20 protein-coding genes are annotated in these 25,257 nt (G+C 70.5%); 14 read left to right on the top strand and 6 right to left on the bottom strand.

Annotated elements, in window-relative coordinates; genetic code table 11:
- Positions 1-50 precede the first annotated feature (50 nt).
- Positions 51-506, bottom strand: a complete 456-nt coding sequence (locus IT306_18070) for a DUF983 domain-containing protein (protein MCC7370337.1) — start codon at positions 504-506, stop codon at positions 51-53.
- Between the two features lie 784 nt (positions 507-1,290).
- Between IT306_18070 and IT306_18065 the strand changes: the two genes are divergently transcribed.
- Positions 1,291-4,524, top strand: coding sequence for an efflux RND transporter permease subunit (locus IT306_18065; protein MCC7370336.1), 3,234 nt, complete (start codon positions 1,291-1,293; stop codon positions 4,522-4,524).
- 178 nt (positions 4,525-4,702) lie between these two features.
- Here the strand turns inward: IT306_18065 and IT306_18060 are convergent, their stop codons facing one another.
- From IT306_18060 to IT306_18045, 4 genes are all read right to left on the bottom strand, one after another.
- Positions 4,703-5,866, bottom strand: coding sequence for a helix-turn-helix domain-containing protein (locus IT306_18060; protein MCC7370335.1), 1,164 nt, complete (start codon positions 5,864-5,866; stop codon positions 4,703-4,705).
- A 216-nt stretch (positions 5,867-6,082) separates the two neighbouring features.
- Positions 6,083-6,883, bottom strand: coding sequence for an SDR family NAD(P)-dependent oxidoreductase (locus IT306_18055; protein MCC7370334.1), 801 nt, complete (start codon positions 6,881-6,883; stop codon positions 6,083-6,085).
- A gap of 90 nt (positions 6,884-6,973) precedes the next feature.
- Positions 6,974-7,795: an SDR family oxidoreductase gene (locus IT306_18050; GenBank protein ID MCC7370333.1), complete on the bottom strand. Its 822-nt coding sequence runs from the start codon at positions 7,793-7,795 to the stop codon at positions 6,974-6,976.
- Positions 7,792-8,682 carry an SDR family oxidoreductase gene (locus IT306_18045; GenBank protein ID MCC7370332.1) on the bottom strand — a complete coding sequence of 297 codons (891 nt, stop codon included), beginning with the start codon at positions 8,680-8,682 and terminating at the stop codon, positions 7,792-7,794. Before IT306_18045 ends, IT306_18050 begins: the two co-directional genes overlap by 4 nt.
- 228 nt (positions 8,683-8,910) lie before the next feature.
- On the opposite strand from IT306_18045, the gene IT306_18040 reads away from it, so the two are divergent.
- The 6 genes from IT306_18040 to IT306_18015 all read left to right on the top strand — a co-directional run bounded on the left by IT306_18040 (position 8,911) and on the right by IT306_18015 (position 15,563).
- A complete protein-coding gene (locus IT306_18040) occupies positions 8,911-9,852 on the top strand; it encodes an alpha/beta hydrolase (GenBank protein ID MCC7370331.1) in 942 nt (313 codons plus the stop codon).
- Between the two features lie 201 nt (positions 9,853-10,053).
- Positions 10,054-11,166: an FAD-binding oxidoreductase gene (locus IT306_18035; GenBank protein ID MCC7370330.1), complete on the top strand. Its 1,113-nt coding sequence runs from the start codon at positions 10,054-10,056 to the stop codon at positions 11,164-11,166.
- Positions 11,167-11,435: 269 nt separating this feature from the next.
- Complete coding sequence (locus IT306_18030; GenBank protein MCC7370329.1) at positions 11,436-11,627, top strand: hypothetical protein; 192 nt, start codon at positions 11,436-11,438, stop codon at positions 11,625-11,627.
- Positions 11,628-11,705: 78 nt separating this feature from the next.
- Positions 11,706-13,637: a DNA mismatch repair protein MutS gene (locus tag IT306_18025; protein MCC7370328.1), complete on the top strand. Its 1,932-nt coding sequence runs from the start codon at positions 11,706-11,708 to the stop codon at positions 13,635-13,637.
- Between the two features lie 33 nt (positions 13,638-13,670).
- On the top strand, positions 13,671-15,074 hold the full coding sequence (locus IT306_18020) for an MFS transporter (protein ID MCC7370327.1): 1,404 nt from the start codon (positions 13,671-13,673) through the stop codon (positions 15,072-15,074).
- A gap of 180 nt (positions 15,075-15,254) precedes the next feature.
- A complete protein-coding gene (locus IT306_18015) occupies positions 15,255-15,563 on the top strand; it encodes a DUF2384 domain-containing protein (protein MCC7370326.1) in 309 nt (102 codons plus the stop codon).
- Here the strand turns inward: IT306_18015 and IT306_18010 are convergent.
- Positions 15,560-15,814, bottom strand: a complete 255-nt coding sequence (locus IT306_18010; protein ID MCC7370325.1) for a DUF2384 domain-containing protein — start codon at positions 15,812-15,814, stop codon at positions 15,560-15,562. The two genes, IT306_18015 and IT306_18010, sit on opposite strands and share 4 nt — an antisense overlap.
- 71 nt (positions 15,815-15,885) lie before the next feature.
- Here IT306_18010 and IT306_18005 point away from each other — a divergent pair, with 71 nt between their 5' ends.
- From IT306_18005 to IT306_17975, 7 genes are all read left to right on the top strand, one after another.
- Positions 15,886-17,850, top strand: a complete 1,965-nt coding sequence (locus IT306_18005; protein ID MCC7370324.1) for a hypothetical protein — start codon at positions 15,886-15,888, stop codon at positions 17,848-17,850.
- A gap of 293 nt (positions 17,851-18,143) precedes the next feature.
- Positions 18,144-19,361 carry an MFS transporter gene (locus IT306_18000; protein MCC7370323.1) on the top strand — a complete coding sequence of 406 codons (1,218 nt, stop codon included), beginning with the start codon at positions 18,144-18,146 and terminating at the stop codon, positions 19,359-19,361.
- Between the two features lie 148 nt (positions 19,362-19,509).
- Complete coding sequence (locus IT306_17995) at positions 19,510-21,312, top strand: 7-cyano-7-deazaguanine synthase (protein MCC7370322.1); 1,803 nt, start codon at positions 19,510-19,512, stop codon at positions 21,310-21,312.
- Between the two features lie 3 nt (positions 21,313-21,315).
- A complete protein-coding gene (locus IT306_17990; protein MCC7370321.1) occupies positions 21,316-22,446 on the top strand; it encodes a hypothetical protein in 1,131 nt (376 codons plus the stop codon).
- Positions 22,443-24,245 carry an asparagine synthase gene (locus IT306_17985; protein MCC7370320.1) on the top strand — a complete coding sequence of 601 codons (1,803 nt, stop codon included), beginning with the start codon at positions 22,443-22,445 and terminating at the stop codon, positions 24,243-24,245. Before IT306_17990 ends, IT306_17985 begins: the two co-directional genes overlap by 4 nt.
- A gap of 81 nt (positions 24,246-24,326) precedes the next feature.
- Positions 24,327-24,563: a hypothetical protein gene (locus IT306_17980; protein MCC7370319.1), complete on the top strand. Its 237-nt coding sequence runs from the start codon at positions 24,327-24,329 to the stop codon at positions 24,561-24,563.
- Between the two features lie 168 nt (positions 24,564-24,731).
- Positions 24,732-25,145 (top strand): iron-sulfur cluster assembly scaffold protein, encoded by a 414-nt coding sequence (locus tag IT306_17975; protein ID MCC7370318.1) that lies wholly within the window; start codon positions 24,732-24,734, stop codon positions 25,143-25,145.
- Positions 25,146-25,257 lie beyond the last annotated feature (112 nt).

Here is a 25,257-nt window from a genome sequence, read left to right as displayed (position 1 = left end):
TGGTGCCGCAGATCTCCCTCGCCCCGTCTGCGAGGGATTCGTATAGGTCACTACTGCCCGGGGCGGGGCGTCTGGGGCCGCACCAGCTCCTTGCGCTCGGGCGGCCGGATCAGCAGATCGAGCGCCAGTGCCAGCATCCGCGAATGCCGGAGCAGCAGCAGCGGCAGCGCCACCATCACGATCGCCGAGCCCCACTGGAGAGCGTCCCAGGGCGGGTTCGGCCAGGTCAGGTAGAGGATCGAGACGAACCCGATCACCCACAGGCCCTCCGCGACGACCAGGTTGATCGCCATGCCGCCCAGCTCGTAGCCGCTCTCGTCGCGCTGGAGCCGCAGGCCGCAGCCAGGGCAGGTCTCCTTCAGCTTGTACACCCCGGCAAACATGCCAAACTGTCCGCAGGCCGGGCAGCGCAGCAGCAGCGCCCGCCCGAACAGGATCCAGATCTTTTCGAGCGTCGAGTGTTCGAGCGGCTTGTTGAGAATCGGGTGCATCGGGCGGGGCGGCATCAGCAGGGCCTCACAAGGAACGGCAGCAGGGAGCAGGCTGTCAACAGGATGAACGCGCCGCGCCCGCGCTTGATCCAGAATTCCGTACAACGTATACTGTGGAGGCTTCCTGGGCGCGTCGGCGACGTGCTTCTGGACAATGGTACCCCATGCCGTGGTACCCCATACTGTGGCAGGCAGCGCGGCTGGCGGGCGGCAGCGTCCCCCTGCCGATGTACCCGGCTGCCGAGCCACGTCGCAGGCGATGACGGTGGGCTGGCGGCGCAGCGACGGCCGTCTCACGAGAACGAGACGGGGAGCGGGTGCCTGGCTGGCGCAGTTGCAGCGCACGACGCGCAAAGCGACGACTTCGTGCGTTTGCGCCGAGGCCTGTGTACATGCACCACCCGTCTCAGACTATGATCGCCCGAACGCGTGTTCGTATGGGAATCGCGGGCAGCCCCAGTGCGGTTCTGGGTCAGTGAGGGCAGGCGACATGCTGGCGGGCAGGATCGGGTCGCAGGACGATCGATCGCGGGGGGGCGCCCACGGCGCAGGGCGGTCGGGTCCAGCGGGCAAGGTCCAGTGGACGGTTGGCGGCTGTCCGTTCGGGCGTCCAGGTTGCATGCTGGCGTAGCAGAGGTGTCGGAGGCCTCGCAGCGGAGGTGTTTCGGGTGCAACAGAACAGCCGCGCGCTCCGTCTTATCGTGAGACCGTAACGTTCGCAGCCCGACATCGATGGTGACGTGGGCGGCCCGGTCGAGATGCTCGGCCGGGCCGTTCCGCTGGGAGAGGGACAGGGCAGATGAAACTGACCAGCCTGGCTGTCTACCGCCCCGTGGTGGCGTTGACAGTCACGCTCGCGCTCACGCTCTTTGGCGCGATGAGCTATTTCAGCCTGGGGTTAGAGAACAACCCTGAGCTGAACCTGCCGTTCGTGACCGTCACGGCGGTCTACCCGGGCGCCAGCGCCCAGACCGTCGAGGAGCAGGTGACGCGCCCGCTCGAGGACTCGATCTCCTCGCTGGGCGGCATCAAGACGATGACCTCCAACTCGCAGGTGAGCCTCTCGCAGATCACCATCGAGTTTGAGGAGGGCGTGAACGTCGATATCGCCGCCTCGGACGTGCAGCAGAAGGTCAGCAGCGCCCGCCGAGACCTCCCCTCCGAGGTCGAGGAGCCGAGCTACTCGAAGCTCGACTTCAACGACATTCCCATCGTGAACCTTGCCGTGACCAGCACGGGCGAGGCCGACCCGGTTCAGCTGTACCAGATCGCCAACGACGTGGTCCGGCCGCGCCTGGAAGGCGTGCCGGGCGTCGGGCGGGTGACCGTCGTCGGGGGGCGCGAGCCTGAGGTGCAGGTCGAGGTGCAGCCGGAGCGCCTGCGTGCCTTTGGCCTGACTATCGCCGACGTGACGACGGCCGTCCAGCAGCAGTATCTGGCGACGTCCGGCGGCCAGATGAAGACGGGCAGCGGGGCCAACACGCAGAGCACCTCGCTGCGGCTCGACACGCGCGGCGGCGATCTCGCCACGCTCCAGGGGGTTCCGTTGAACACCCCGGGCGGCGGCGTGATCCAGCTCCGCGACGTGGCGAACATCTTCATGGGCGGCAAGGAGTCGGACACGATCCTGCGGCTGAACGGGCAGGCCTCGGCCGGCTTGCTGGTCTACAAGCAGTCCAGCGCGAACATCACCCAGGTGGCCGATGCCGTCATCCCGCAGGTCGAGAAGATCAACAGCACGATGCCGCGGGGCTTCGGGCTGGAGCTGGTTATCGACCAGAGCAAGTACGTGCGCGAGACGGTGGCCGAGGTCCAGCACGAGCTGGAGCTGGCCTGTCTGATCACGGGGATCGTGCTGTTCTTCTTCCTGCACAGCGTCCGCAGCACCATCATCGTCATGCTGGCGATCCCGACCTCGCTGCTGGTGGCGCTGATCGTGATGAAGCTGACGGGGCAGACGCTCAACGGTATGTCGCTGATCGGCCTGACGACGGCTATCGGCGTGCTGGTGGACGACTCGATCGTGGTGCTGGAGAACATCTTCAGCCACCTGGAGCGCGGCGAGGAGCCGAGGACGGCGGCCATCGACGGCCGCTCCGAGATCGGCATGGCAGCCATCGCGATCACCCTGGTGGACGTGGCGGTCTGGGGGCCGATCATCTTCATCAGCGGCATCACCGGGGCGTTCTTGCGCGCCTTCGCCATCGTGATGGTGGCGGCGACGCTGGCCTCGCTGCTGGTGAGCTTCACGCTGACGCCGCTGATCGCCTCGCGCTGGCTGAAGTCGGGGCACCAGGAGGGCGGCAAGCCCAACCTGCTGGGCCGCTTCGCGCGCCTCTTCGAGCCGGGCTATCGGCGGCTGGAGTCAGCGTACCGGGTGGTTCTGCACTGGTCGCTGCGGCACCGGCCCGTCGTCATCGTCGGGGCGCTGCTGGTGTTCGCCTCCAACTGGCTGATCGTCGCCAACCTGGGCAGCGAGTTCGTGCCTGAAGGGGACATGGACACCCAGAGCGTGGTGGGCGAGCTGCCGGCCGGCACAGCCGTCGAGGCGACGGACCGGGCGGCCCGCCGCTGGGAGATGCTGCTGCTCGACAAGGAGCGGTTCCCGGAGATCCACTCGGCCTACGTGCAGATCGGGGCGCAGGGGAACCCGCGCCAGATCCAGGTGACGCTCGACGTGGGCAAGCCGAGCACCCGCACGCGGACGGGTCAGGAGATCGCGCGGGCGGCCATCACCGGCGGCGAGCAGATCGTCCCCGAGATGCAGGCGCGGCGCAACTCGGAGGGCGGGCCGAGCGGCCAGCCGGTCCAGATCCGGGTCTTCGGGGATAACCTGGATCAGCTCGGGCAGGCTGCCGAGTCGGCGAAGACCGCGCTCAGCGCGTTGCCGGAGCTGGCGGACGTGACGAACAGCCTGTCGTCGGCGGAGGAGATCACCATTCGGCCGGATCTCCCGCGCCTGCGCGACCTGGGGATCACGGCGCAGCAGATCGGCACGTCGGTGCGGGTGGCCTACCAGGGGGCGACGGTTGCGAAGTGGGCCGAGCCGACCGGCAAGGAGCGCGACGTCCGGGTGACGCTGCCGGCGGCCGTCCGCAACCAGGCCGGGGCGCTGGAGAACCTGCCGCTGATCCAGCGGGGTGACCGCATGCTGACGCTGCAACAGGTGGCACACCTGGAGCGCCAGCAGAAGCCGACGACCATCACGCGGGTGGATCGTCAGCGGGTGGCAACGCTGGGGGCGGAGCCGCTGGGCGTGCCGCTGGGGCAGGCGACCGAAGAGGCCACGAAGGTGATGAACGTGACGCCGTTGCCGAGCGGCATGCGCTGGGAGCTGGCGGGCACGGGTGAGGAGCAGCAGAACTCGTTCACGGCGCTGATCCTGGGCATCGCGGCGTCGATCGTGCTGATGTACCTCGTGCTGACGGTGCTCTACGAGAGCTGGCTGCAGCCGGTCCTGATCCTGACGGCGCTGCCGCTGGCGTCGGTGGGGGCGTTCCTGGGCCTGCTGCTGTTCGGGCAGACGCTGAACGTGGCGAGCTTCATCGGGATCATCGCGCTGTTCGGGCTGGTGGGGAAGAACGCGATCTTGCTGGTGGACCGCGCCAACGATCTGCGGCGGGACGGGCACACCCGCGAGCAAGCCCTGGAGGAGGCCGGGCCGCATCGCCTGCGCCCGATCCTGATGACCTCGGCGGTGCTGATCTTCAGCATGCTGCCGGTGGCGGCTGGCCTGAGCGAGAACTCGTCCGGGCGCGCGCCGCTGGCAGCGGTGCTGGTGGGCGGCATGGCGACGAGCACGCTGCTCTCACTGCTGTACGTGCCGGTGGCCTACACCTACTTCGACAGCCTCGCGCAGGTGACGAGTCGGGCGGTGCGGTGGCGTCCGCGCGGCTGGCGGCAGCCGCACCCGATCCGCCACGAGCAGCCGCTGCCGGTGGCTGGCGGGGCGGCCTCGCTGGAGGAACGGGTAGACGACCGGCTGCGAACGTTCCAGCGGGCGCGGCGACGGCGGCGGCCGGCGCTGGCGTAGGATCGACATGGCCCCTGCCCGAGGCGGCGGGCGGGGGATACCCCTCCGACAGCATTGACATGTTGACAGAATGGGTCAAGAGCGAGGCCCTCGCCCCCCCATGCCGTTGAGGAGGAGATCGTGCGGGCTGCGATGCGGAGGACGTACCCGCCGCGGCAAACGCCAGCAGGCGTCTGCGTCAGGCGGCGACCAGCGTGCCCATCGGGGTGACGTCGTAGCCGCCGAGCGCTTCGACTTCGAGGCGGAACAGCGGGCTGGTCAGCGTCTCCAGCAAGGCCTGGACGGGGGCCAGCTCGAAGAAGCGCGCGGGGATGGCGAGGTCGTAGCGCTCGTCGGCCAGCGGCAGGAACGCCAACCTGAGCGCCTGGGCGGCGGCGCGCACGCCAACGGCAGCATCGGCGAGGCCGGCGGCGACCGCTTCGGCGGCGGCAAGGTGGCTGCGAACGACGGTGGCGTAGCCCGGAAGCTGGGCGGGCTGAAGTCCGGCGCGGGCGATCTCGGCGTCGAGGAGGGCGCGCGCGCCGCTGCCCGGCTCGCGGTTGGCGATGCGCCGGCCGGGTGCTGCCAGCTCGCCGACGTGCTGGATGCCGAGGGGGTTGCCGGGGGCCAGCATCAGCCCCTGCTGCCAGACCGCGAAGGTGACCAGCCGCACGTCAGCGCCCAGCAGCCGCCGAGCGAACGGCACGTTGTAGACGCCGGTCTCGGGATCGAGCAGGTGCGTGCCGGCGAGATGCGCCTCGCCCCTGCTGACGGCTTCCAGGGCCTGAAGGCTGTTGCCGCCCTGCCATGCCAGCTCCATGGTGGGGTGGCGGCGGCGCAGATGCTCGGCCAGCAGGCTGGTGGCCGGATCGCAGCCCACGGCGACCAGCGTGCTGTCGAGATGGTCTGGATCGGCGAACAGCTCGACGCGGACGGGGTGGCGGCCAGCCGTGGCGGCCGGCTCCCCTGGGTGCGGGCCTGAGACTGGCCGCGCGATGCCGTTGGCGCGCGGGAGCGTCAGCGCGACGCCGGCCGGGCCGGTCAGCGGCCGGGCGACGATCCGTCCGCCGATGTTGGCGACCTGGACCCGCACCGCCTCGCCGGCGGCAAGGTCGTCCGAGGCCAGCAGCTCAGCGCTGACGCTCGGCAGCTCGTCCACGAGGCGGAAGAGGTCGTCCACGCGTCGGCCGAGGACGCGTGCCAGCCGCAGGGCGACGGGCATGGTCGGGGCGGCCTTGCCGGCCTCGATAGCGTTCACGGCCTGCCGGGTGACGCCGGCACGGTGCGCCAGCTCGGCCTGCGAGATGCCGACCTGTGCGCGGGCTGCCCGCAGCAGGACATCAAGCGTGCCGTGATCGGCCACCGTGGGACTCTCCAGAACGGCGTGGCAGAACGGCGTGGCGGCGGTGTGCGCGCCACGCCGTGCCCTGTGACCTGAGTGTACGGCTCATCTGAGACGGCGGCAACGAGCGGGGGGTGAGGTTACCCCGGATGCTCACCGGGCGGATTCCACCGTGGTTCTGGTGTAGGGGCAGACGGGCGAGCACGCCCGGGTGGCCGGGGTCAGGCGTGGATGGCCTCAGTAGTGGATGGCGCGGGGCGCGCCGCCGCCGGCCGCGATCACGTCGCCGTTGATCGCGATGGACTTTGGCGAGCAGAGGAACGTCACCACGTAGGCCACCTCCTGGGAATCCACCAGGTGGCGAATCGAGTTGCCGGCCGCCAGCTGCCGCTCGACCTCTTCAGGCGTCTGGCCCGTCGCCTCGGCGCGCGCCGCGACCACGTCCACCGTCTTCTCGGTGCGTGTCGTGCCAGGGTGCACCACCGTGACGTTGATCCCGTGCGGCCCCAGCTCGTCCGCGAGGTTCTTGGTCAGCGCCACCACCGAGACGTTGCGGATGCTGCCCAGGATCGTGCCGGTGCTGCGCGCCGCCAGCCCGCTGATGTTGACGATGCGCCCCCAGCCGCGTTCTTTCATCGAGGGCACGAACTCGCGGGCGCAGCGCAGGTAACCCAGCACCTTGGTGTGCAGCTCGTCGTCGAAGGCCGCCGTGTCGATCTCGTGGAGGCGGGGCGGGGGCTGCTGGCCGCCGGGCTTGGCGGCGGCGTTGATGAGGATGTCCACGTGCCCGAACCGGTCCAGCACCGTGCGGGCCATCGCGCGGACGCTGTCGTCATCCGAGGTGTTGCCGATCACGCCGATGACGGTTCGACCGCTCTCGGCTTCCAGCTCTCGGCGCGTCGCTTCGAGCGCCTCGGCGTTGCGCGCCACCAGGGCGATGTCCGCGCCTTCGAGCGCCAGCTCCCGCGCGATGGCCTTGCCGATGCCGCGACTCCCCCCGGTGACGACGGCGACCTTGCCCCGCAGCTCCAGATCCATGAGCGTCCTCCCACAGCCGTGCGCGTCCTCACGCAGCCGTCTGCCGTGAGAGATGGTACCCCGGGCGGCAGACCCCCGGGCGGCAGACCGCTACGCGCTGCGGCTGCGTGTCCCGGTCAGCATCGCCGGGAAGCGCTGCATCAGCATGCCGGTGAAGCGCAGTCGGGCACGGCGTGGCAGCAGCCCAAGCGCCATCCGCGCCACCCAGGGCGGCGCTCCTGCCAGCACGAACGGTACGTCGGCGTCGAGGGCGTCGAGCGCGCGCAGGACGACCTGCTCGCGGGTCACCTTTTTCCGCAGGCGGCGCTTCGCGGCACGATCCTCCGGCGCGCCGGCATCGACCGGCCCCGGGCAGACGGCCACCACCTGGATGCCCTGCTGGCGGTTCTCGGCCCAGAGCGCCGCCGTGAAGCTGATGACGAACGCCTTGGTGGCGGCGTAGACGCCGTAGTTCGGCAGCGGCTGGAACCCGGACGCCGAGCCGACGTTGATGATGGCGCCCTCGCCGCGCGCCTGCATGCCGGTCAGGACACGGTAGGTCAGGTCCGTCAGCGCCAGGACGTTCAGACGGACCATGTCGCGCGCCTGCTCGACGGGCAGCTCTGCGAATGGCCCGAGCACCCCCAGCCCGGCGTTGTTCACCAGCAGGTTCGGCTCGAAGCCGCGTGCGGCGGCCTGCTCGCAGAGCTGACGGGGGCCGTCCGGATCCGCCAGATCGACGGCCACGATCTCGACCCGCACGCGGTACTGTTCGCGCAGGCGCTCGGCAAGCTGGCGCAGGCGATCCTCCGTCCGTGCCACCAGCAGCACGTCTGCGCCGCGTGCTGCCAGCGTCTCCGCGAACGTCTCGCCGATCCCCCAGGACGCGCCGGTCACGATGGCGCGTGTGCCCTTCCCGATGTGCAGCGTCACGCGGTCCGTCCCTGTGTGTGTGATGGGGCGCCGGGGGTGTCCGATGGGGCGCCGGCCTGTTTCGGGCGGAAGACCCACTCGGTGGCGACCAGCTGCACCCGGCGCGGCACAAACGACGCAATGCCAGCCAGCAGCCGGTTCGCCAATCCTGGCACCACCAGCGGGGCGTTGCGCTCCAGGCCGGCGAGCGCCTCCTCCACCACGCGCTCGCGCGGTATCTTGCGGCTTTCCGCCAGTCCTGGAAACTTGTCCAGCGATGAGCCGCCCGCCCGCTCTCCAAAGCGCGTATCGGCGACTGGCCCCGGGCAGACGGCAACCACCTGCACGCCGCGCCCACGGACCTCCGCCCAGAGCGCCTGGGTGAAGCTGTTCACGAACGCCTTCGTCGCGCCGTAGATGGCGTAGTGCGGCAGCGGCTGCAGGCCGGCCGCCGATGAGGTGTTGATGATGCCGCCCTGGCCCCGCTCCAGCATGCCCGGCAGGAACAGGCCGGTCAGCGTCACCAGCGCTTCGACGTTCAGGCGGATGGCGGCAAGCTGCCCGTCGAGCGGCAGCTCGATGAACGTGCCGATGTAGCCAGCGCCGGCGTTGTTGACGAGGATGTCCGGCTCGATGCCGAGGGCATCCACGGCGGCCTTGAGCTGGCTCGGGCCGTCGGGGGCGGCAAGATCCACCAGCACCTGCTCGACCTCGACGCTGTGCGTCGCGACGATCTCCTCGGCGACGGCCGCCAGGCGCGCGGCGTCCCGGCCGGTCAGGATCAGGCGCAGGCCGCGTGCGCCGAGCGCCTTCGCGAACGCCTCCCCGATCCCGGACGAGGCCCCGGTGATGATGGCGACCCGCCCGGCGCTCAAGAGCGGTTCGTGCCGGTTCCCAGGAGCGCCCATGCCGCACCTCCATCGTCAAGCAGCCGGCGCAGCTCTCCACGCCACCTGTCTTGGTCTCGTTGAGGATAGCGCGGGCAGGGTTGCCAGGACCGTCCGGGTGATGACAGACGGATGGTCAGCGAAGGAACACTCCGGGGCAGGCTGCCCATCGGGCTGCGGCAGGCCAGCCGGGGGCACACCGACTCCCTCAACCCTTGCTATGATCCGGCCCAACGAGGAGGCATGCCCGTGACCGTCGCCGAACCGACGACCCTGGTCTACAAGCAGGTTGGCGATCTCGCCATCAAGCTCGACCTGTACCGTCCGGCCGGGTCTGGGCCGTTCCCGGTGGTGGTCTGGCTGCACGGCGGTGCGCTGATCGGCTTCAGCCGCACGGCCATCCTCGAACGGCGCGGCATTCTGGAGGCGTTGCTCGGGCGTAGGATGGCCGTTGCTGCCATCGACTACCGGCTCGCGCCGGAGACGCGCCTGCCCGAGATCCTGACGGACGTGCAGGATGCCTTCGGCTGGGTGCAGGCCCACGGCGGTGCGCATGCGTTGGACCCTGGCCGCGTCGGCGTCGTCGGGCTGTCGGCCGGTGGCTACCTGAGCCTGATGTCCGCCTGGACCGTTCGCCCGCGTCCGCAGGCCATCGTCTCATACTACGGGTACGGGGATATCACCGGCGACTGGTACGCCCGCCCGGACCCCTTCTACAACCGGATGCCGCGGATCTCCGATGAGGAGGCGTGGAGCGGTGTCGGCCAGACGCCCGTCTCCGAGCCAGAGCCGTCGGCGTCGCAGCGTCGGATGCGCTTCTACCTCTGGACCCGCCAGCGCGGCGTCTGGCCGACCCACGTGGCCGGCACGCACCCGCTGACCGATCCCGCTGCGTTCGGGCCGTGGCTCCCGCTGCGGAACGTCGATGCCGACTGGCCGCCAACGCTCCTGCTGCACGGCACGGCGGATACGGATGTGCCGTTCGAGCAGTCCGTGCTGATGGAAGCGGCGTTGACGGCGGCCGGCGTCTCGGCGCGGCTCATCACGCTGGCCGGCGCGCCGCACGTCTTCGACCGTGGCATCACCCAGGCCGATCTCGCGGCCCCTGCCGCGCAACTGACGCCCGTGGCGCGGGCCTGCCTGGAGAGCGTCGAGTTTCTGGCACGCCGCCTGGAGGCCGCCCCCGCCTGAGCATCGCATCCGGTGCATCGCATCCGGTCCGGGCGCCACGACCGCGCTCGGGCCAGGACAAGCGCAGACCGTTCCTACCCCGACCAGGTCTACGATGGAATCACCATCCCACCCACTCCGAGCAACCTCACCTCCCGATCCGCGGCATGCACCTTTCAGCAAGGCCCCGGTTTAGACCCACACTGGAGAGGAGCCGCCCTCATGGCCGAGCAGCAGCACGTCGTCATCTGTGGCGCTGGCATCATTGGCGCGGCCACGGCCTACTTCCTGAGCCGGCGTGGCGTGCGTGTCACCGTCGTCGAGCGGACGAGCGTCGCCAACGCCTCCTCTGGGAAGGCTGGCGCGTTCCTGGCACTCGACTGGTGCATGGGGAGTCCGCTGGATGCCCTGACCCGCCGCAGCTTCGCGCTGCACGCCGAGCTGGCCGAGACGCTCGGCGCTGACTGGGGGTATCAGCGGGTCACCGCCTACAGCGGCTACGCCTTTGGGCGGCGCGGCATGGCCGGTGGCCGACCGGGGCGAAAGTGGCTCTCGAACCGGGTGGCTCTGACCGGACAGCTCGGCTCGGACCAGACCACGGCGATGGTGCATCCTCGGCTGCTCACCGAGGCGCTGATCGGGGCGGCGCAGGTGGCCGGGGGCTCGCTGCGCATCGGGCAGGTGACGGGCGTGCTGCTCGACGAGCGCGGCACGGCGGCGCGGGGCGTCACACTGGCGGACGGCAGCGCCATCGAGGCGGACGCCGTGGTCATCGCGATGGGGCCGTGGTCGATCCACGCCTCCAACTGGCTGCCGCTGCCGGGCATCCACGCCTACAAGGGGCACAGCGTGATCTACGACACGGGCGAGAGCGTGCCGGCCGAGGCGTTGTTCCTGGAGTACCAGACGCCGACCGGCGAGGTGCTGACCCCGGAGTTCTTCCCGCGCGCCGATGGCACCACCTACGTCGCCTACAGCGCCACCCAGGATGCCCTGCCGCCAGACCCCGCCGACGTGACGGTAGACAACCAGTCCATCGAGCGGCTGGAAGCGCTCTGCGAGGTGGTGTCGCCGGCCTTCAGCCGCGACGCCGTCGTCACGCGGCAGGCGTGCTACCGGCCCGTCGCGGCGGATGGCCTGCCGCTGGTCGGGCAGGTGCCCGGCGTGGCCGGGGCGTACGTCGGGACCGGGCACAGCGTCTGGGGGGTGCTGAACGGCCCGGCGTCGGGTGAGGCCCTGGCCGAGTTGATCGTGGACGGGGCCGCGCGGACGGTCAACATCCGCGCGTTCAACCCGGGGCGGCTGCGCCCGTACGACGCGCGGCTCGGCCGGTAGGATGCGCGCCTCGGCCTGCGGGGTAGGACGCGCATTTCGGCTGCTCGTGCCTGCGCGCTCCCAGGCGCACGGACGCCGTCCTGACGGGATGCACGTTCGGCTACGGTTTGTGCATCCGAATGTCCCGGGGCGTCCGGGACCTTCGTCCATTGTACTTTTGCGAGAAACCGCCGATTCTTGGGGTACAGCGTAACGCGACAGGCAACGCAGGATGCACCGCAGGCCGTCGCCGACGACCCTGCGTCACCGATCCCCCAGGAGTAACCCCAATGCTGGCAAACAACTGGTACGACCAGAGCATTCAGTTCGAGGCCATCGACGGCCGCCGCACATCGCTCCGCCAGGACAACGACGAAGCGCTGGATGACTGGCTGGCCTCCCTCTCGGTGAATCAGTTTGCCCGAGTGCTGGACTTCCTGCTTGGGACGACGGAGAACCGCCGGCTGGATCGCTCGGCGTAAGGCGGCGGGCGGTCCGGTCTCTGGGCCGCCGACTGATTCGCTGTTCCTGACAGGGCGTGCGTCCGGTACCATCCGAGCGTGATCGACACGCCTGACGCCTCACCACCTGATTCGACACTCTCGGCGCTCGGCTCGGCTGCCGACGCCCCAACTCGCTGGTACGAGGACCGCCGCGCCCGCTTCCGCGCCGAAGCTGCCGTGCTGGCGGTCCAGGCCGCTCGCCTTGCGAACATTCGCCTGCTGCTGTTCCTCGGGCTGGCGGTGGCCGTTGGCTGGGCGCTGTTCGCCGGCCCGCCGCTCGCCTACGGTCTGTGGGGAGCGGCTGCCGTCCTGCTCGTCGCGTTTGTCGCGCAGGTGCGCCGCTACCGCCGCGTCGAGCGCCGCCGCCGCCACCTGGCCGGCCTTGCCGACCTCGCGGAGGAGGCCCTGCTGCGGATCGCGCGGGACTGGAAGACCCTGCCCCCGCGGCACGAGGGCCGCGCCGAAGCGACCCACCCCTACGGTCCCGACCTGGACATCCTCGGCCACGGCTCGCTGCTGCACCTGCTCGAATCGACGGGCACTCGCCTGGGCGAGGGGACGCTGCGCTCCTGGCTGCTCGCGCCGGCCGACATCCCGACCGTCGAGGCCCGGCAGGCGGCCGTCGCCGAGCTTGCGCCGCTGGCCGAGTGGCGCGAGGAGCTGGTCTGGCGGGGCCGGGCGACCGGCTCCCCCTCGCCCGATCCCGAGCCATTTCTGGCGTGGGCCGAGGGCGACCGCTTCCTGGACGGCAAGCAGGCGCTCGTCTGGGCGGCCAGGATCTCGCCGCCGGTGTTCTGGCTGCTGCTGCTGGCCCAGCTTGCCGAGCTGACGCCCTGGCCGCTCTGGATCGCGCCGATCCTGGTGAACCTCCTGCTGGGCTGGCAGCTGGTCGGGGCGGCGGTCGGTCGGCTCAACGGTGTGCGGTACTTCGCCGGGGCGCTCGGCGCGTACGCCGAGGCGCTTGCCCACCTGGACGAGCCGCGGTTCCGGGCGCCGGCCCTCCAGAAGCTGCACGCGGCGCTGCGGGCGGACGGCAAGCCGGCCGCCGAGGAGATCCGCCGGCTGCACCGCATCGTGCGGCTGGCCCAGCCGGCCACCTCGATGGTCTACCCCGTCATCGAGCTGACGACGCTCTGGAACGTGCACGTGCTCAGCATGCTGGAGCGGTGGCAGGCGCAGGCCAGCCCGAGCGTGCGTGGCTGGCTCGAAGCGCTCGGGGAGGCCGAAGCCCTGGCGGCGCTGGCCCGCCTCCAGCACGACAACCCGACCTGGACGCTGCCGAAGCTCGATCCGTCCGCCACCACGTATGAGGCGGCGCAGCTCGGGCATCCGCTGTTGCCCGGCCAGCACCGCGTGTCCAACGACCTCACTCTCGGGCCGCCAGGGACGTTCCTGCTGGTGACCGGCTCCAACATGTCCGGCAAGAGCACCCTCTTGCGAGCGGCCGGCGTCAACGCCGTGCTGGCCCAGGCCGGCGGCCCGGTCTGCGCGACGGCCCTCCGGATGCCGCCGCTGGAGATCTGGACGGCCATGCGGATCTCAGACTCGCTGGAGCGGGGCGTCTCGTTCTTCATGGCCGAGCTGGAACGGCTGCGGGACGTTGTGGAGGCGGCGCGGGCGGCCGGGCCAGTCTACAGCGCCGATGGCCAGCTTGCTGCGCCGCGCATCCTCTACCTGCTGGACGAGATCCTCCAGGGAACCAACACCGCCGAGCGGCAGATCGCGGCCCGGCGGGTGATCCGGCTGCTGCTGCGCTGTCAGGCGGTCGGGGCCGTCTCGACCCACGATCTGACCCTGGCCGATGCGCCAGACCTCGCAGCGGCCGCCCAGGCGATCCACCTGACCGAGATCGTGGTGGACGGCCCGGAGGGCGCGCGGATGACCTTCGACTATCAGGTGCGTGAGGGCATCGCCCGCTCAACGAACGCCCTGCGGCTGCTCGACATGGTCGGCCTGACCGAGCCGGAGCAGACGCCGCCACCGGCCTGATGCAGATCCTCGCCTGATGCAGACGATCACCTGATGCAGACCCTCGCCTCGTTCCGCTCGTTCGGCCGCCCGATTCAGGTCTGCCTGCTCAACCTGCTGCTGACGAACGTCGGCTTCTACATGATCGTCCCGTTCATGGCCGGCTACCTGGCCGGCGACCTCGGGATGGAGCTGTGGCTCGTCGGGCTGATCCTGGGCGTGCGAACGCTCAGCCAGCAGGGGCTGTCGCTGGTGGGCGGCTCGCTGGCGGACTGGGTCGGCTACAAGCCGGCGATTGTCGTCGGGTGCCTGTTGCGGGTCGTGTCGTTCGCGATGTTGGGGCTGGTCGATTCGGCGGCCGGGCTGATCGTGGCGACGGCGTTGATCGGCCTCGGCGGGGCGTTGTTCATGCCGGCGGTGCGGGGCTACCTCGCGCACGGGGCCGGGCCGCGCCGGGTCCAGGCGAACGCCCTGCTGGAGATGACCCAGCACGTCGGCTCGCTGGTGGGGCCGCTGATCGGGTCGTTGCTGATCGCGGTGGATTTCCGCCTGATCAGCTTCGGCGCGGCGGCGATCTTCGTGGCGGTCGGGCTGCTGCAGTTCCGCTACCTGCCGGACGGCGAGGCGATGCCCACTCCCACCCGCCAGCCGATCCTGCAGAGCTGGGGCGTGCCACTGCGGAACCGGCCGTTCGTGCTGTTCTGCCTGAGTCTGCTCGGGCTGTTCTTCCTCTACAACCAGGTGTACCTGGGGTTGCCACTGGAGATCCGCCGGGTGACGCAGTCAGACGGCGGCGTCGGGCTGCTGTTCACGATGCTGGCGATCATCGGGATCGTCGGGCAGGTGCCGGTGGTGCAGTGGGCCGAACGGCGACTCAAGCCGCCGCGCGCTATCGGGCTGGGGGTGGTGCTGATGGCGGTGGCGTTCGTGCCGCTGCTGCTGGCGGCAGACCTCACGCCAGTCCGCGCGGAGACCGTGCAGGCCGGGCTGGCTTCAGTCGGGCTGGCCGGCACGCTCGACGGCGGCCCAGTTGGCCCAGTTGGCCCAGTTGGCCCGGGCGCCCTGGCCGTCTGGCTGGCCTACGGCCTCAGCCTGCTGCCGCTGGCGCTCTGCTGCCTGCTGCTCTCGCTCGGGCAGATGCTGGCGGTGCCGTTCGTCTCGGGGGTGATCCCCGCGCTGGCCGGCAACCGGCTCCTGGCGACGTACTTCGGGATGTATGCGCTGGTGCAGGGGGTGGGTGCGGCGCTCGGCAATCTGGCCGGCGGGGCGGCGCTCGGCGTGGCCGCGACGTCTGGCTGGGCTGGCCTGCCCTGGGCGCTGATGGTGCTGGTGGGGCTGCTCTGCGCGGCGAGCCTGACGGCCATCGAGCGGGCCGGCTGGCTCCAGCCGGCCCAGCCGCGGCCTGTTGGATCGGCCACGCCGACGATGCCGGCCGGGGCCGCGCCTCGCCACACGTGACCCTCGGTACCGGGCAGCTCTCGAGTACTCTGGCGACACGATCGTGCAACGACCACGCTCGGAAGTGGATTGCACAACGCAAGTTGTGCAGCGTCTATATGTGCCACACAGCTTGACGTGCACAACCGGCGAGGACTGTGCTGACGGTAGACGCTTGCACACTCGTTTCTGGAATCGATCATGGCCCACGGATCTGCGCTCCAACTCGCTCCCTGGCAGGTACTTCGCGGCCTGATCGACGATCTCGGAATGGAAGATCGGGATCTGCGCATCATCTTCGACGTGGAGCAGCGCAGCATCGAGAAGTGGCTCTCCGGCGAGACGTTCACGTCATACGATGGCGCGCGCCTCTGGCTGCGAGCGCCGAGTCGCTATCTGGCTGGGCTGACCCCGCTACAGGTCTTGCGAGCAGGCGACACTGAACATGCCACGGGCGTCGAGCGCGTCGAGGAGACGCTCGAAGCGCTCGACTCCGGTGCGTTCCTCTAGCCGTGTGGCGAACGCCGCGGTTGAAGGCGGCTCGCCGTTGACCAGCAGCGCTGGCTGGCGAACCCTGAGTCGATAGCCTCGATGAGCGCTACGACGCGGTCGATCCGCCCGGCGCGCACGGCGTCCATGGGCGCCATGTCGCCCAGGTGGCGTGTCGACTCACGCATCCACGCCCGCGCGGCATCCCAGGAGACGAACAGCTCATTGAGCCGCTCGTCAAGGTCGGCGAGCGCTTCGAGCCGCGCCTGCACGTCCCACGCGCATCGCCGTGGGCGCCCCGGCGCGCTATCATGCCGCGCCTGAGGATCGCGGAGGAGCCGCTGTGAGTCTGTCGTCGCGTTGGGCGCTGCTGCACGGCGCGCCAGAGCCGCCACCCGACCGGATCCCGTTGCGGGCCGGGCCGCTCAGCATGATCCTTGAGGGTGGCGACCTGCGCTACGTCCGCTACGGCGACGTCGAGGTGCTGCGCCGCGTCTACGTCGCCGTCCGCGACCGCAACTGGCGCACGCCGCCGATGACCGTCTCGGATCTGCAGGTGCAGCAGACCGAGCGCGCGTTCACCGTCGCCTACGTCGGGCAGTTCCGCGAACGGGAGATCGACTTTCTGGCGCGGGTCCGCATCCTCGGCTCGGAGGATGGGACGGTCCGCTTCGAGCTGGATGGCGAGGCACAGGCGGCCTTCCAGCGGAACCGGATCGGCATCTGCGTGCTGCACCCCATCGAGTCGTGCGCGGGCCGGCCGTTCCAGGCTCGCAAGGTCGATGGGCGCACGGAGATGAGCGCGTTCCCGAAGGAGATCTCGGCGCACCAGCCCGTCAAGGATCTCGGGCGGATCAGCCACGAGATCCTGCCGGGGCTGACGGCCAACGTCCAGTTCGAGGGCGACACCTTCGAGATGGAGGATCAGCGCAACTGGACGGACGCCTCCTACAAGATCTACGGGACGCCGCTGCGCCTGCCGTTCCCCGTCCAGCTCCAGGCCGGCGATGGGGTCCAGCAGGCCGTGACCCTCTCCCTGGCGACGACGGCCTTCATGCCGCCGCGGGGAGTGTGGCCGCCGGACCTGGGCTTCACGGTGACGGACGAGGTCGCCGGGCCGTTGCCGGCCATCGGGCTGATCGCCACCGTTGCCGACGATGCCGCCGCGATGTCGCCGGTCGAGCGGGACCGGCTGCGGGCGCTGAACCTCGCGTACCTGCGCGTGGACGTGAACCCGAGCGACATCGAGCACTCGTCGCACCTGCGGCGCGCGGCAGCCGACGCCGACGTGCTGGGTGTGCCGTTGGAGATCGCGCTGCACCTGAAGCTGGATGCCGACGGCGAGTTCGCGACGCTCGAACGGCTGCTGCGGATGGTCCGTCCGAACGTCTGCCGCTGGCTCGTGTTCGACCGGACGGCCTCGGCGGTGACGGACAGCGACGAGGGCCGGGCGCTGCTCCAGCGTGCGCGACGTGTGCTCGGCGCGCTGGCCGCCGACGTGCCCATCGTCTCGGGCACGAACGCCAACTTCACCGAGCTGAATCGCGGACGGCCGCCGCTCGACTTGCTGGACGGCGTCACCTACGCGATGACGCCCCAGGTCCACGCCTTTGACGACACCTCGGCGATCGAGACGCTGGTGGCGCAGGGCTGGACCGTCGAGAGCGCCCGCCGCTTCGTCGGGGAGCAGCCGCTCCACGCCGGACCGGTGACGCTGCGCCAGCGCTTCAATGCCGTGGCGACGGCCCCGGAGCTGGACCCGCTGCCCGGCGAGCGCAACTCCCGCATCGATCCCCGACAGGCGTCGCTGATGGGGGCGGCCTGGACGGTCGGCAGCCTCGCGGCGCTGGCCCCGAGCGGCGTCCGCACGATCACCTACTACGAGACGCTGGGCTGGCGGGGCGTGCTGGAGCGGGCGACCGGCGCGCCGGACCCGGTCCGTTTCCCCTCGCTGGCGGGCGGCGTCTACCCGCTCTATCACGTGCTGGCGGATGTCGGGGAACTGGCCGGCGGCGAGGCGCTGCGCTGCCAGACGACGGATGCCCTGCGCGTGATGGGGCTGGCGATCCGGCGCGGCGCGCAGACCCGCGTCTTGCTGGCGAACCTGACCCCCGAGCGGCTGCGCATCCCCGTCAGCGGCCTTTCAGGAGAGTGGCTGGCTCGCCGCCTGGACGAGCACACGGCCCGCCGTGCCCTGGCCGAACCAGAGCGCTTCCGTGCCGAAGAGGGCGTCCGCAGGGCCGTGCGCAACGGCCGGCTGGAGGTCGAATTGCTGCCGTACGCCGTCGCGCGGCTCGACCGAGCCTGACCCGATCTGGGGCGCGTCTGAGACCGGCCGTCCCCATGCCAGACGGGTAAACCGTTTGAGCGGTAGGTATACTGTCTTGTTGCTGGTGGTGTCGGCCCTCGACACTGCACCGTCGTATCGCACTGCGCACTCGGTATTCGCGCACGGAGGGGGGCCCAAGGACGGCTGAGTTACTTGCTGCTTCGACGACCCGGGGACACGTGGCATCCGTATCGGCAACCGCGCCGCTGGCCGCTTCACTCACCGCCGCACCAGTTGCGGCCCCTGCACCGACGACGACGTCTCGCTTCGCCATGTTTCAGCGTGGCGGCAAGTTCGGGGCGCTCTCGTACCGAGACTACCGTCTCGCCTTCTTCGGTCAGGCCATCTCAGCCATCGGAAGCTGGATGCAGATGGTCACCCTCGGGTGGCTGGTCTACGATCTGACCGGATCGTCCTTTTATCTCGGCCTTGTCGGGCTGGCCCGCGCGATCCCCGGACTGGTCTTTACGCTGGTGGGCGGGGCCGCCGCCGACCGCTACAATCGCCGGGTGATCGTCGCCACGGCCAACGCCGTCGTGACGCTGTGCACGTTCATCCTCGGCGTGCTCTGCATCACCGGCACGATTCATGTCTGGCACATCATCGCCATCGCGTTTATCACGGGCGTGGCCTTCGCCTTCGAAGTGCCGAGCCGCCAGGCCCTGATCTCCTCGATTGTCGATCCGAAGGACGTGGTTGGCGCGCTCAGCATGATGGCCGTCGCGTTCAACACGGCCCAGGTCATCGGGCCGGCCATCGCGGCGCTGCTGATCGAGTGGATCAGCGAGGGGCCAGTCTTCCTGCTGAACGCCGTCGCCTACTCATCAGTCGTGCTGGCGGCCATCGCGATGCGCGTCCCTGGCCGTGGCCCGTCACGCGGGAACGGCAGCATCCTCGGGAATGTGCTGGACGGCCTGCGCTACATCCGCCGCACGCCTGAGCTGTGCTGGCTGGTGCTCTCGATGGCGCTGCTGAGCCTGCTGGCGCGCCCGTTCGGCCAGTTGATGCCGGCCTTCGCGCGGGACATCCTGGACGTCGGCGCGGCGGGCCTCGGGGCGCTCAACTCGGCGACCGGCGCAGGCGCGCTGATCGGTGCGCTGGCGGCGGCTTCGCTCGGCTCGTATCGCGGGCGCGGCTTCGCGCTGCTGGTGAGCGCGGGCCTCTATGGCGCGCTGCTGATCGTCTTCGGGATGTCCACCAGTTTCACCCTGTCGCTGGTCATCGCCGCACTCGTCGGGGTGGTGGCGGCGTTCTCGGGTATCAACACCAACACGATGCTGCAGGCGCACGCCGACCCGCGCATGCGCGGGCGCGTCATCAGCCTGCATGGGCTGACGATGATGGGCGTGGTGCCGCTGGGCGTGATGCTCGAAGGCGGGCTTGGCAGCGTGTTCGGGGTGCCGCTGGTGATGATCGTGGCCGGCATCGTGTCGGTCGCGGTGGTGGCGTACACCATCGTGGCCGCGCCGCAGGTCCGAGAGCTGGCGTAACCGAGGATCGCAGATCGCAGATCGTGGTGCTGGGGGGAGGAGGGATACGCCTCGCCCCAGGTCCACGGCCTGGCGCTGCCGCTGGTCCGCTGGCCTGAGGCGCAGATAATCGCGTGGTATCCTGGCCTGCGCGTGGGGTGCTGGCAGGATGAGCGGTCTCTGTGGGTGGGTCGGAGCGGCCGATTCGGCTGCGCTCGACGCCATGCTCGGGGCCATCGCGTACCGTGGCGACCGCACGGACCGGGAGGTCAGCCCGCAGGCCGCGCTCGGGTACCGCTGGTGGGGAGGCCGGCCGGGCAAGTCTCCGAGCCTCTTCCGCGAGGGGCCGCATCTGGCGGCCTGCGCGGGCACGCTGGCGCCGTCAGTCCCGTTTCCGGCCGCCGAGCTGCCCACGCTCCTGGCGGATGGCCCCGAGGGTGAGGCCCGGCGGCAGTCCGTGGACGGGGCGTTCGCAGGCGCCTGGTGGGACGCTGACCGCGCGCGCCTGACACTGGTGCGCGATCCGTTCGGTGTGCGCTCGCTGTACTACGTCGAGCATCGGGGTGCGTTCTACTTCGCCTCCGAGCTGAAGCAACTGCTCCAGATCCCGGGCCTGCCGATTGAGCTGGACCCTTCGGCCGTCCACAAGTACCTGACCTTCTCGTTCGTGCCGGGCGAGGACGTGCCGATCCGGGGCATCCGCCGGCTGCTGCCCGGACACGTCGGTGTCTGGGAGCGGGGGCAGTTTATCAGCCGGCCCTACGTCCACCTCCGCGAGCAGATCGAGCCGTCTCTGGAGGAGCAGCCGGCGGCGGTACGGCGGGTCCGGGACCGGCTCCAGCAGGCCGTTGCGCGCCGCCTCAACGGCGAGCGCGAGGTCGGGCTGTACCTCTCGGGCGGGCTGGACTCGTCAGGGGTGGCCGTCTGGCTCAAGCAGGCCGGCGTCGGCGTGCAGGCGTTCAGCCTGGACTTTGGCGAGCGGAGCGTCGAGCGCGAGCAGGCGCAGACGGTCGCGGATCACCTGGGCATCCCGCTGACCTTCGTGCCGGTCCAGGGGGCAGATGTCGAAGCGGCGTTCTGGGATCTCGTCTGGAAGCTCGATCTGCCGTTCGGCGACCCTGTCACCGGGCCGCAATACCTGCTCGGGCAGGCGGCGCGGAGCGCGGGCCTCTCGGCGGTGTTCAACGGCGAGGGCGGCGACCAGTTGTTCGGCGGCTGGACGAACAAGCCGATGATCGCCGCCGAGCTGTACGCCGATCTGTTCGGCGCAGACTCGCGGGAGGAACGGTACCTGGAGTCGTACCACCGCTTCTACGGTCGCGAGGACGACCTGTACACCCCGGCCTTCGCGGCCAGCGTTGGCGGGCCGGGCCAGCGTCGGGCGCTGCTCGCGCCGTACCTGAGCGGCGGGGCCGCCTCGACGTTCTTGCACCGCATCCGGCTGGCCGACCTGGCCTTGAAAGGCTCGCAGAGCATCCTGCCCAGGGCCGAGCGGCTGACGAACGCCTGGGCGCTCGATCTGCGCGCGCCGCTGTTCGACCGGGCGCTCACCGAGATGGCGTTCTCGCTGCCGCCGTCCTTGAAGCTGCGTGGCGCGTCCGACAAGCACATCCTGAAGCTGATCCTCCAGAATCAGCTGCCGAAGGAGATCGTCTGGCGGCGCAAGTACGGCATGAGCGTGCCGATCACCGACTGGGTGCTGGGGCCGCTGGCCGGGCTGGTCGCGGAGCTGGTGGGCGCGGGGGCGCTGGCGCGGCGCGGGCTGTTCCGCGACGAGTACGTGGGGCGGCTGCGGCGCGGTGAGCCAGAGCCGGGCGAGACGCGCCGGCGGCGGATCGGCGAGCGGCTCTGGACGCTGGTGATGCTGGAAGGGTGGCTGCGGGTGTTCGTGGACGGGCGCGGCCGGCCGCCCGGTGGAAGCGTGCCGCCCGGTGGCAGTATGCCGTCCGCCGGCAGCCCCGGGGCGGGCTGACCGATGAGGTGCGTCCGCTGCGGGCACGACAGCAAGAAGAAGGACCGCTCGAACAAGGCCTGCCCGGCCTGCAAGGGCCGGTTCGCCTTCGAGCCGCAGGATGGGGCGAAGCTGACCGATCTGGCGTTCTTGCACGCCATCGAGCGGGTGTCCGGGCAGGGCAAGGTCCGCTGGACAGCCGACCACCTCTACTACGAGGTCTGCCGGCGGCTCCGGCCCCGCGCGCTCCGCATGCCGACCCCCGGCGAGTGGATCGGCGTCGGGGTGCTGGTCGTCATCCTGGGGGTCGTGTTCGCCTTCTCGCGCTGGGCCGGGCTGTTCATCCTGGTGGTGGCGGGCCTGGGGGCGCTCGGCTCAGGCGTCAGGTGGCTGCGTGGACGCCGTCGCCTGACGCCGCCGCTCACCCGCGAGCAGTTCGCACCGATGCTGCACACCTGGGTGCAGGCGCACGGCACGCCGCCCGGCCTGATCGAGCGGCCGGCCCTGCCGTCGCCATCGCGGCCCCGCCGTCAGCTCGAAGCGGACATCGGCGACTACTCGTTCGACCGCGCCGTGATCTGCGACCGCCCGGAGACGGTGGATCTGCTGCTCGCCAACAACTTCCACTTCGAGAACAACTGCGCCATCCTGACGGCGGACGGCTACCCGCCCGCGCCCTTCGAGACCGTCCGTGCCATGCTCAAGCGGAACCCGAAGCTGCGCGTCTTCGCGCTGCACGACGCCACGGTCGATGGGTGCCAACTGGCGCACCGGCTCAGCAACGATCCATCCTGGTTTCTCGGGCAGGCGCCGGTGGTGGACGTGGGGCTGCGGCCCGGGCAGGCCGGGCCGTTCCGGGGGGTCTGGCTGGCGACGCCCCAGGCGGCGGTGCTGACTCAGGAGGGCATCAGCGAGCGCGAGGCCGAGTGGCTGCGCCAGTACAGCCTGGAGCTGGCAGCCATCCGGCCGGACCAGGTGCTCAAGCGGCTGTTCCGCGCGATGAACCGGCAGCCTGACGAGGATGACGATGATGAGGGCGGCGGCTCCATCGTCCTGGACGAAGACGACATGCAGGAAGGCATCGTGATCGAGGACGAGGAGTCGTTCGGCTCGGATGCCGACGCGGACGACGGCGGCGCGGACTCGTTCGGATGATGTCGGCGAAGCCGATAGCTGCGCCGCGCAGCGGGTTGGGGGGTGACGTTGGCCTTCCGGTCCGCCGTCGGCCGGTCGGGCGGATCGGCGGGGTGGTGCGCGCCGATGGGCGGCTGGGGCACGACGATCCGGCAGTGCTGAGACGGATGCGGGCGGCGCTCGGGTCGGGCGCGCAGCTTCTGCCGGGCGCACACATCCTTGGGGAGGCGCGGCGTGCCGACGCCAACGGGCTGACGGCGGCGCTCGTCGCGGACTGGGACAGCTGCTGGCAGGACGGTCAGCCGCTCACCTCGCTCGACGACTGGCGTCCACACCTTGCGCCGGAGCGGCTGGCCGCTGTCGAGGGCGCGTATGTCCTGGCCTGGATGGACGAGCATGGCACCCTGACCCTCGCGCGAGACCCGGTGGGCGAGCGGACCCTGTTCTACGCCGCGACGCCTGACGGGCTGGTCTTCGCCTCGACGCTGGCGGCTGTGCTGGCGAGCGGGCTGGTTCCAGGGGCGGTCAACCCCGTGGCGGTGGCCCGCTACCTCTCGTATGCGTACGTCCCCGGGCGGGAGACGCTGGCGCTGGGCGTGTGCGAGCTGCTGCCCGGGGAGTGCCTGCGCTACCGGGCTGGCACGCCGCGGCGCGGCCGGTTCTGGGGGCTGCCGGCCGGCCTGCCGCCTGCCGGGCTCCTGGCCGATCCTGCGCCCATGGCCGAGCGGCTCCGGGCGGCGCTGGAAACGGCTGTCCGGCGTCGGTTGCCGCCGCCCGGCGAGCCGGTCGGGGCGTCCCTCTCGGGTGGGCTCGACTCCAGCCTCGTGGTGGCGCTCGCCAGTCGCCAGCACGACCGTCCCGTGCGGACCTACTCCGTCTCGTTCGGGGAAGGGTACGCCAACGAGTTGCCGTTCAGCTCGCTGGTGGCGGCCCACTGCCAGACCGAGCACCAGATCGTGGAGCTGTCGCCGGACACGGTGCTGCGCCACCTCGACGAGACCATCGGGCTGCTCAGCGAGCCGATTGGCGATCCGCTGACGGTGCCGAACGCGCTGCTGTTCCGGCGGGCGGCCGAGGACGCGGGCGTCATCCTCAACGGCGAGGGCGGCGATCCGTGCTTTGGCGGCCCGAAGAACCTGCCGATGGTGCTGGCCGAGCTGTTCGGGGACGGCGCCTCCGGTGGCGCGGACGACCCGCTCGCCCGCGAGCGCAGCTACCTGCGGGCGCACGGCAAATGCTACGACGACCTGGACGCCATGCTCGCGCCGGATGTCGCGCAGCATCTCCGCGTGTTGCCGTTGGAACGCGAGCTGACGCCGCTCCTGACCGACGCCCGCTGGCCGACCTTCGTGGCCCGGCTGATGGCGATCAACATCACGTTCAAAGGCGCGCACCACATCCTGCCGAAGGTCGATCATCTCAGTGCGCCGTTCGGCATCGTGCCGCGCGCGCCGCTGTTCGACCGCGCAGTGGTGGAGCTGGCGGCCAGCCTGCCGCCGCAACTGCGGCTGCGCGGGGCCGTCGAGAAGTGGATCCTCAAGCAGGCCGTCCGCGACCTCTTGCCGCCGAGCATCGTGGAGCGGCCGAAGAGCGGCATGCTGGTGCCCGTGGAGGCGTGGTTCCGGGGGCCGCTGCTGCCGGCCGCCCGCGCGCGGCTGCTGGACGGGCTGCGCCCGTACCGGCTGTTCGAGGAACGGTATCTCGACGCGCTGCTGGCAGGGAAGCTCGGCGGGGTTCGGCCACGCATCGGCGCGAAAATCTGGCTGCTGGTGACGCTCGAAGCGTGGCTTCGCAGGGTGCTGGCACGTAGCTTGCCTTAGCGTACTGGAGCACCAGTGTCCCAGAAAGGCGACGGTCCGCGAAGCGACGAGGCCCGGCCGGCGCGCAAGGAGTATGACGCTATGTCCAGCGCTGAACTGGTCCGCAAAGTCTTGCTTGACGAGTATCGCGAGCTGTCGATCGAAGACCTGGCTGACGGCGGGGCCGTCGTGCGCGACGCCGGCGCTGGCGGGAGCGCCGGCATGACCGGGTTTCCCGTGAGCGATACCCTCTACCGGTGCGCCGACTTGCTGGCAAGCTCCGGCTTCGCCGTGGCGTTGGTCCGCGACGACCGGGGGGTGTATCTGAACGCGCACTGACCAGCGCGGCCCCTGGGCACAGCGCCGCCCCGACGCATCTCTGGTGATGCGCCGGGGCGGTTGTGCGTTCTCGCCCGTGGCTGGGCCAGGCGAACGCCCCAGGCTCTCCCACGTACGGGGAGCGGCAGCGCATAATTCAGGCAGCAGCCAGCACCGAGAGAGAAGACCGTGTTCGACCGACAGGCGTACATCGAGAACCTGCTCGACTACTATCAGAATCCCCGCAACAAGGGGCGCATTGATGACGCCACGGTCTCGGTGAGTGGCGGCAACCCCGGCTGCGGCGACGTGGTCACCATGTATGTCACCGTCAAGGATGGCATCGCGACGCAGGTGCGCTTTGAGGGGCAGGGCTGCACCATCAGCCAGGCAGGGGCCTCGATGGTGGCTGAGAAGTACGAAGGCCAGCCGCTCGACGAGATCGAGGCGTCGAGCACGGATGATATGATCGACGAGATGGGGCGCGAGGTCGTGATCAGCCGTGTCCGCTGCGCCTCGGTGGGCATTGGCACGCTCAAGGGGGCGATTCAGCAGTACCGCAAGGATCAGATCCTCAAGGAGCTTGAGGACGAGAAGGCGTAGACCGTCCCGGGTGTAGAGACCGTCCCGACCATGCACGGCCACGACAGTTGTTGGCCACTGTACTGTTCGGGGCAAGTATCAGCGCCCGCGCAACGCCGCGCAGTTGGCGGCT

It is taken from the genome of Chloroflexota bacterium (assembly GCA_020850535.1).
Lineage (GTDB): Bacteria > Chloroflexota > UBA6077 > UBA6077 > JACCZL01 > JADZEM01.
Note: the sequence above shows the minus strand (reverse complement) of the source record. Positions and strands in the feature narration are given on the sequence as shown.

Excerpts from the sequence above, each read along its gene's own strand:
- IT306_18045 (MCC7370332.1), bottom strand. The coding sequence starts at position 8,682 with ATGGGCGCTCCTGGGAACCGGCACGAACCGCTCTTGAGCGCCGGGCGG.
- IT306_18020 (MCC7370327.1), top strand. The coding sequence starts at position 13,671 with ATGCAGACCCTCGCCTCGTTCCGCTCGTTCGGCCGCCCGATTCAGGTC.
- IT306_18070 (MCC7370337.1), bottom strand. The coding sequence starts at position 506 with ATGCCGCCCCGCCCGATGCACCCGATTCTCAACAAGCCGCTCGAACAC.
- IT306_17990 (MCC7370321.1), top strand. The coding sequence starts at position 21,316 with ATGAGGTGCGTCCGCTGCGGGCACGACAGCAAGAAGAAGGACCGCTCG.
- IT306_18055 (MCC7370334.1), bottom strand. The coding sequence starts at position 6,883 with ATGGATCTGGAGCTGCGGGGCAAGGTCGCCGTCGTCACCGGGGGGAGT.
- IT306_18030 (MCC7370329.1), top strand. The coding sequence starts at position 11,436 with ATGCTGGCAAACAACTGGTACGACCAGAGCATTCAGTTCGAGGCCATC.
- IT306_17980 (MCC7370319.1), top strand. The coding sequence starts at position 24,327 with ATGTCCAGCGCTGAACTGGTCCGCAAAGTCTTGCTTGACGAGTATCGC.
- IT306_18000 (MCC7370323.1), top strand. The coding sequence starts at position 18,144 with ATGTTTCAGCGTGGCGGCAAGTTCGGGGCGCTCTCGTACCGAGACTAC.
- IT306_18065 (MCC7370336.1), top strand. The coding sequence starts at position 1,291 with ATGAAACTGACCAGCCTGGCTGTCTACCGCCCCGTGGTGGCGTTGACA.
- IT306_18015 (MCC7370326.1), top strand. The coding sequence starts at position 15,255 with ATGGCCCACGGATCTGCGCTCCAACTCGCTCCCTGGCAGGTACTTCGC.
- IT306_17985 (MCC7370320.1), top strand. The coding sequence starts at position 22,443 with ATGATGTCGGCGAAGCCGATAGCTGCGCCGCGCAGCGGGTTGGGGGGT.
- IT306_17995 (MCC7370322.1), top strand. The coding sequence starts at position 19,510 with ATGAGCGGTCTCTGTGGGTGGGTCGGAGCGGCCGATTCGGCTGCGCTC.
- IT306_18035 (MCC7370330.1), top strand. The coding sequence starts at position 10,054 with ATGGCCGAGCAGCAGCACGTCGTCATCTGTGGCGCTGGCATCATTGGC.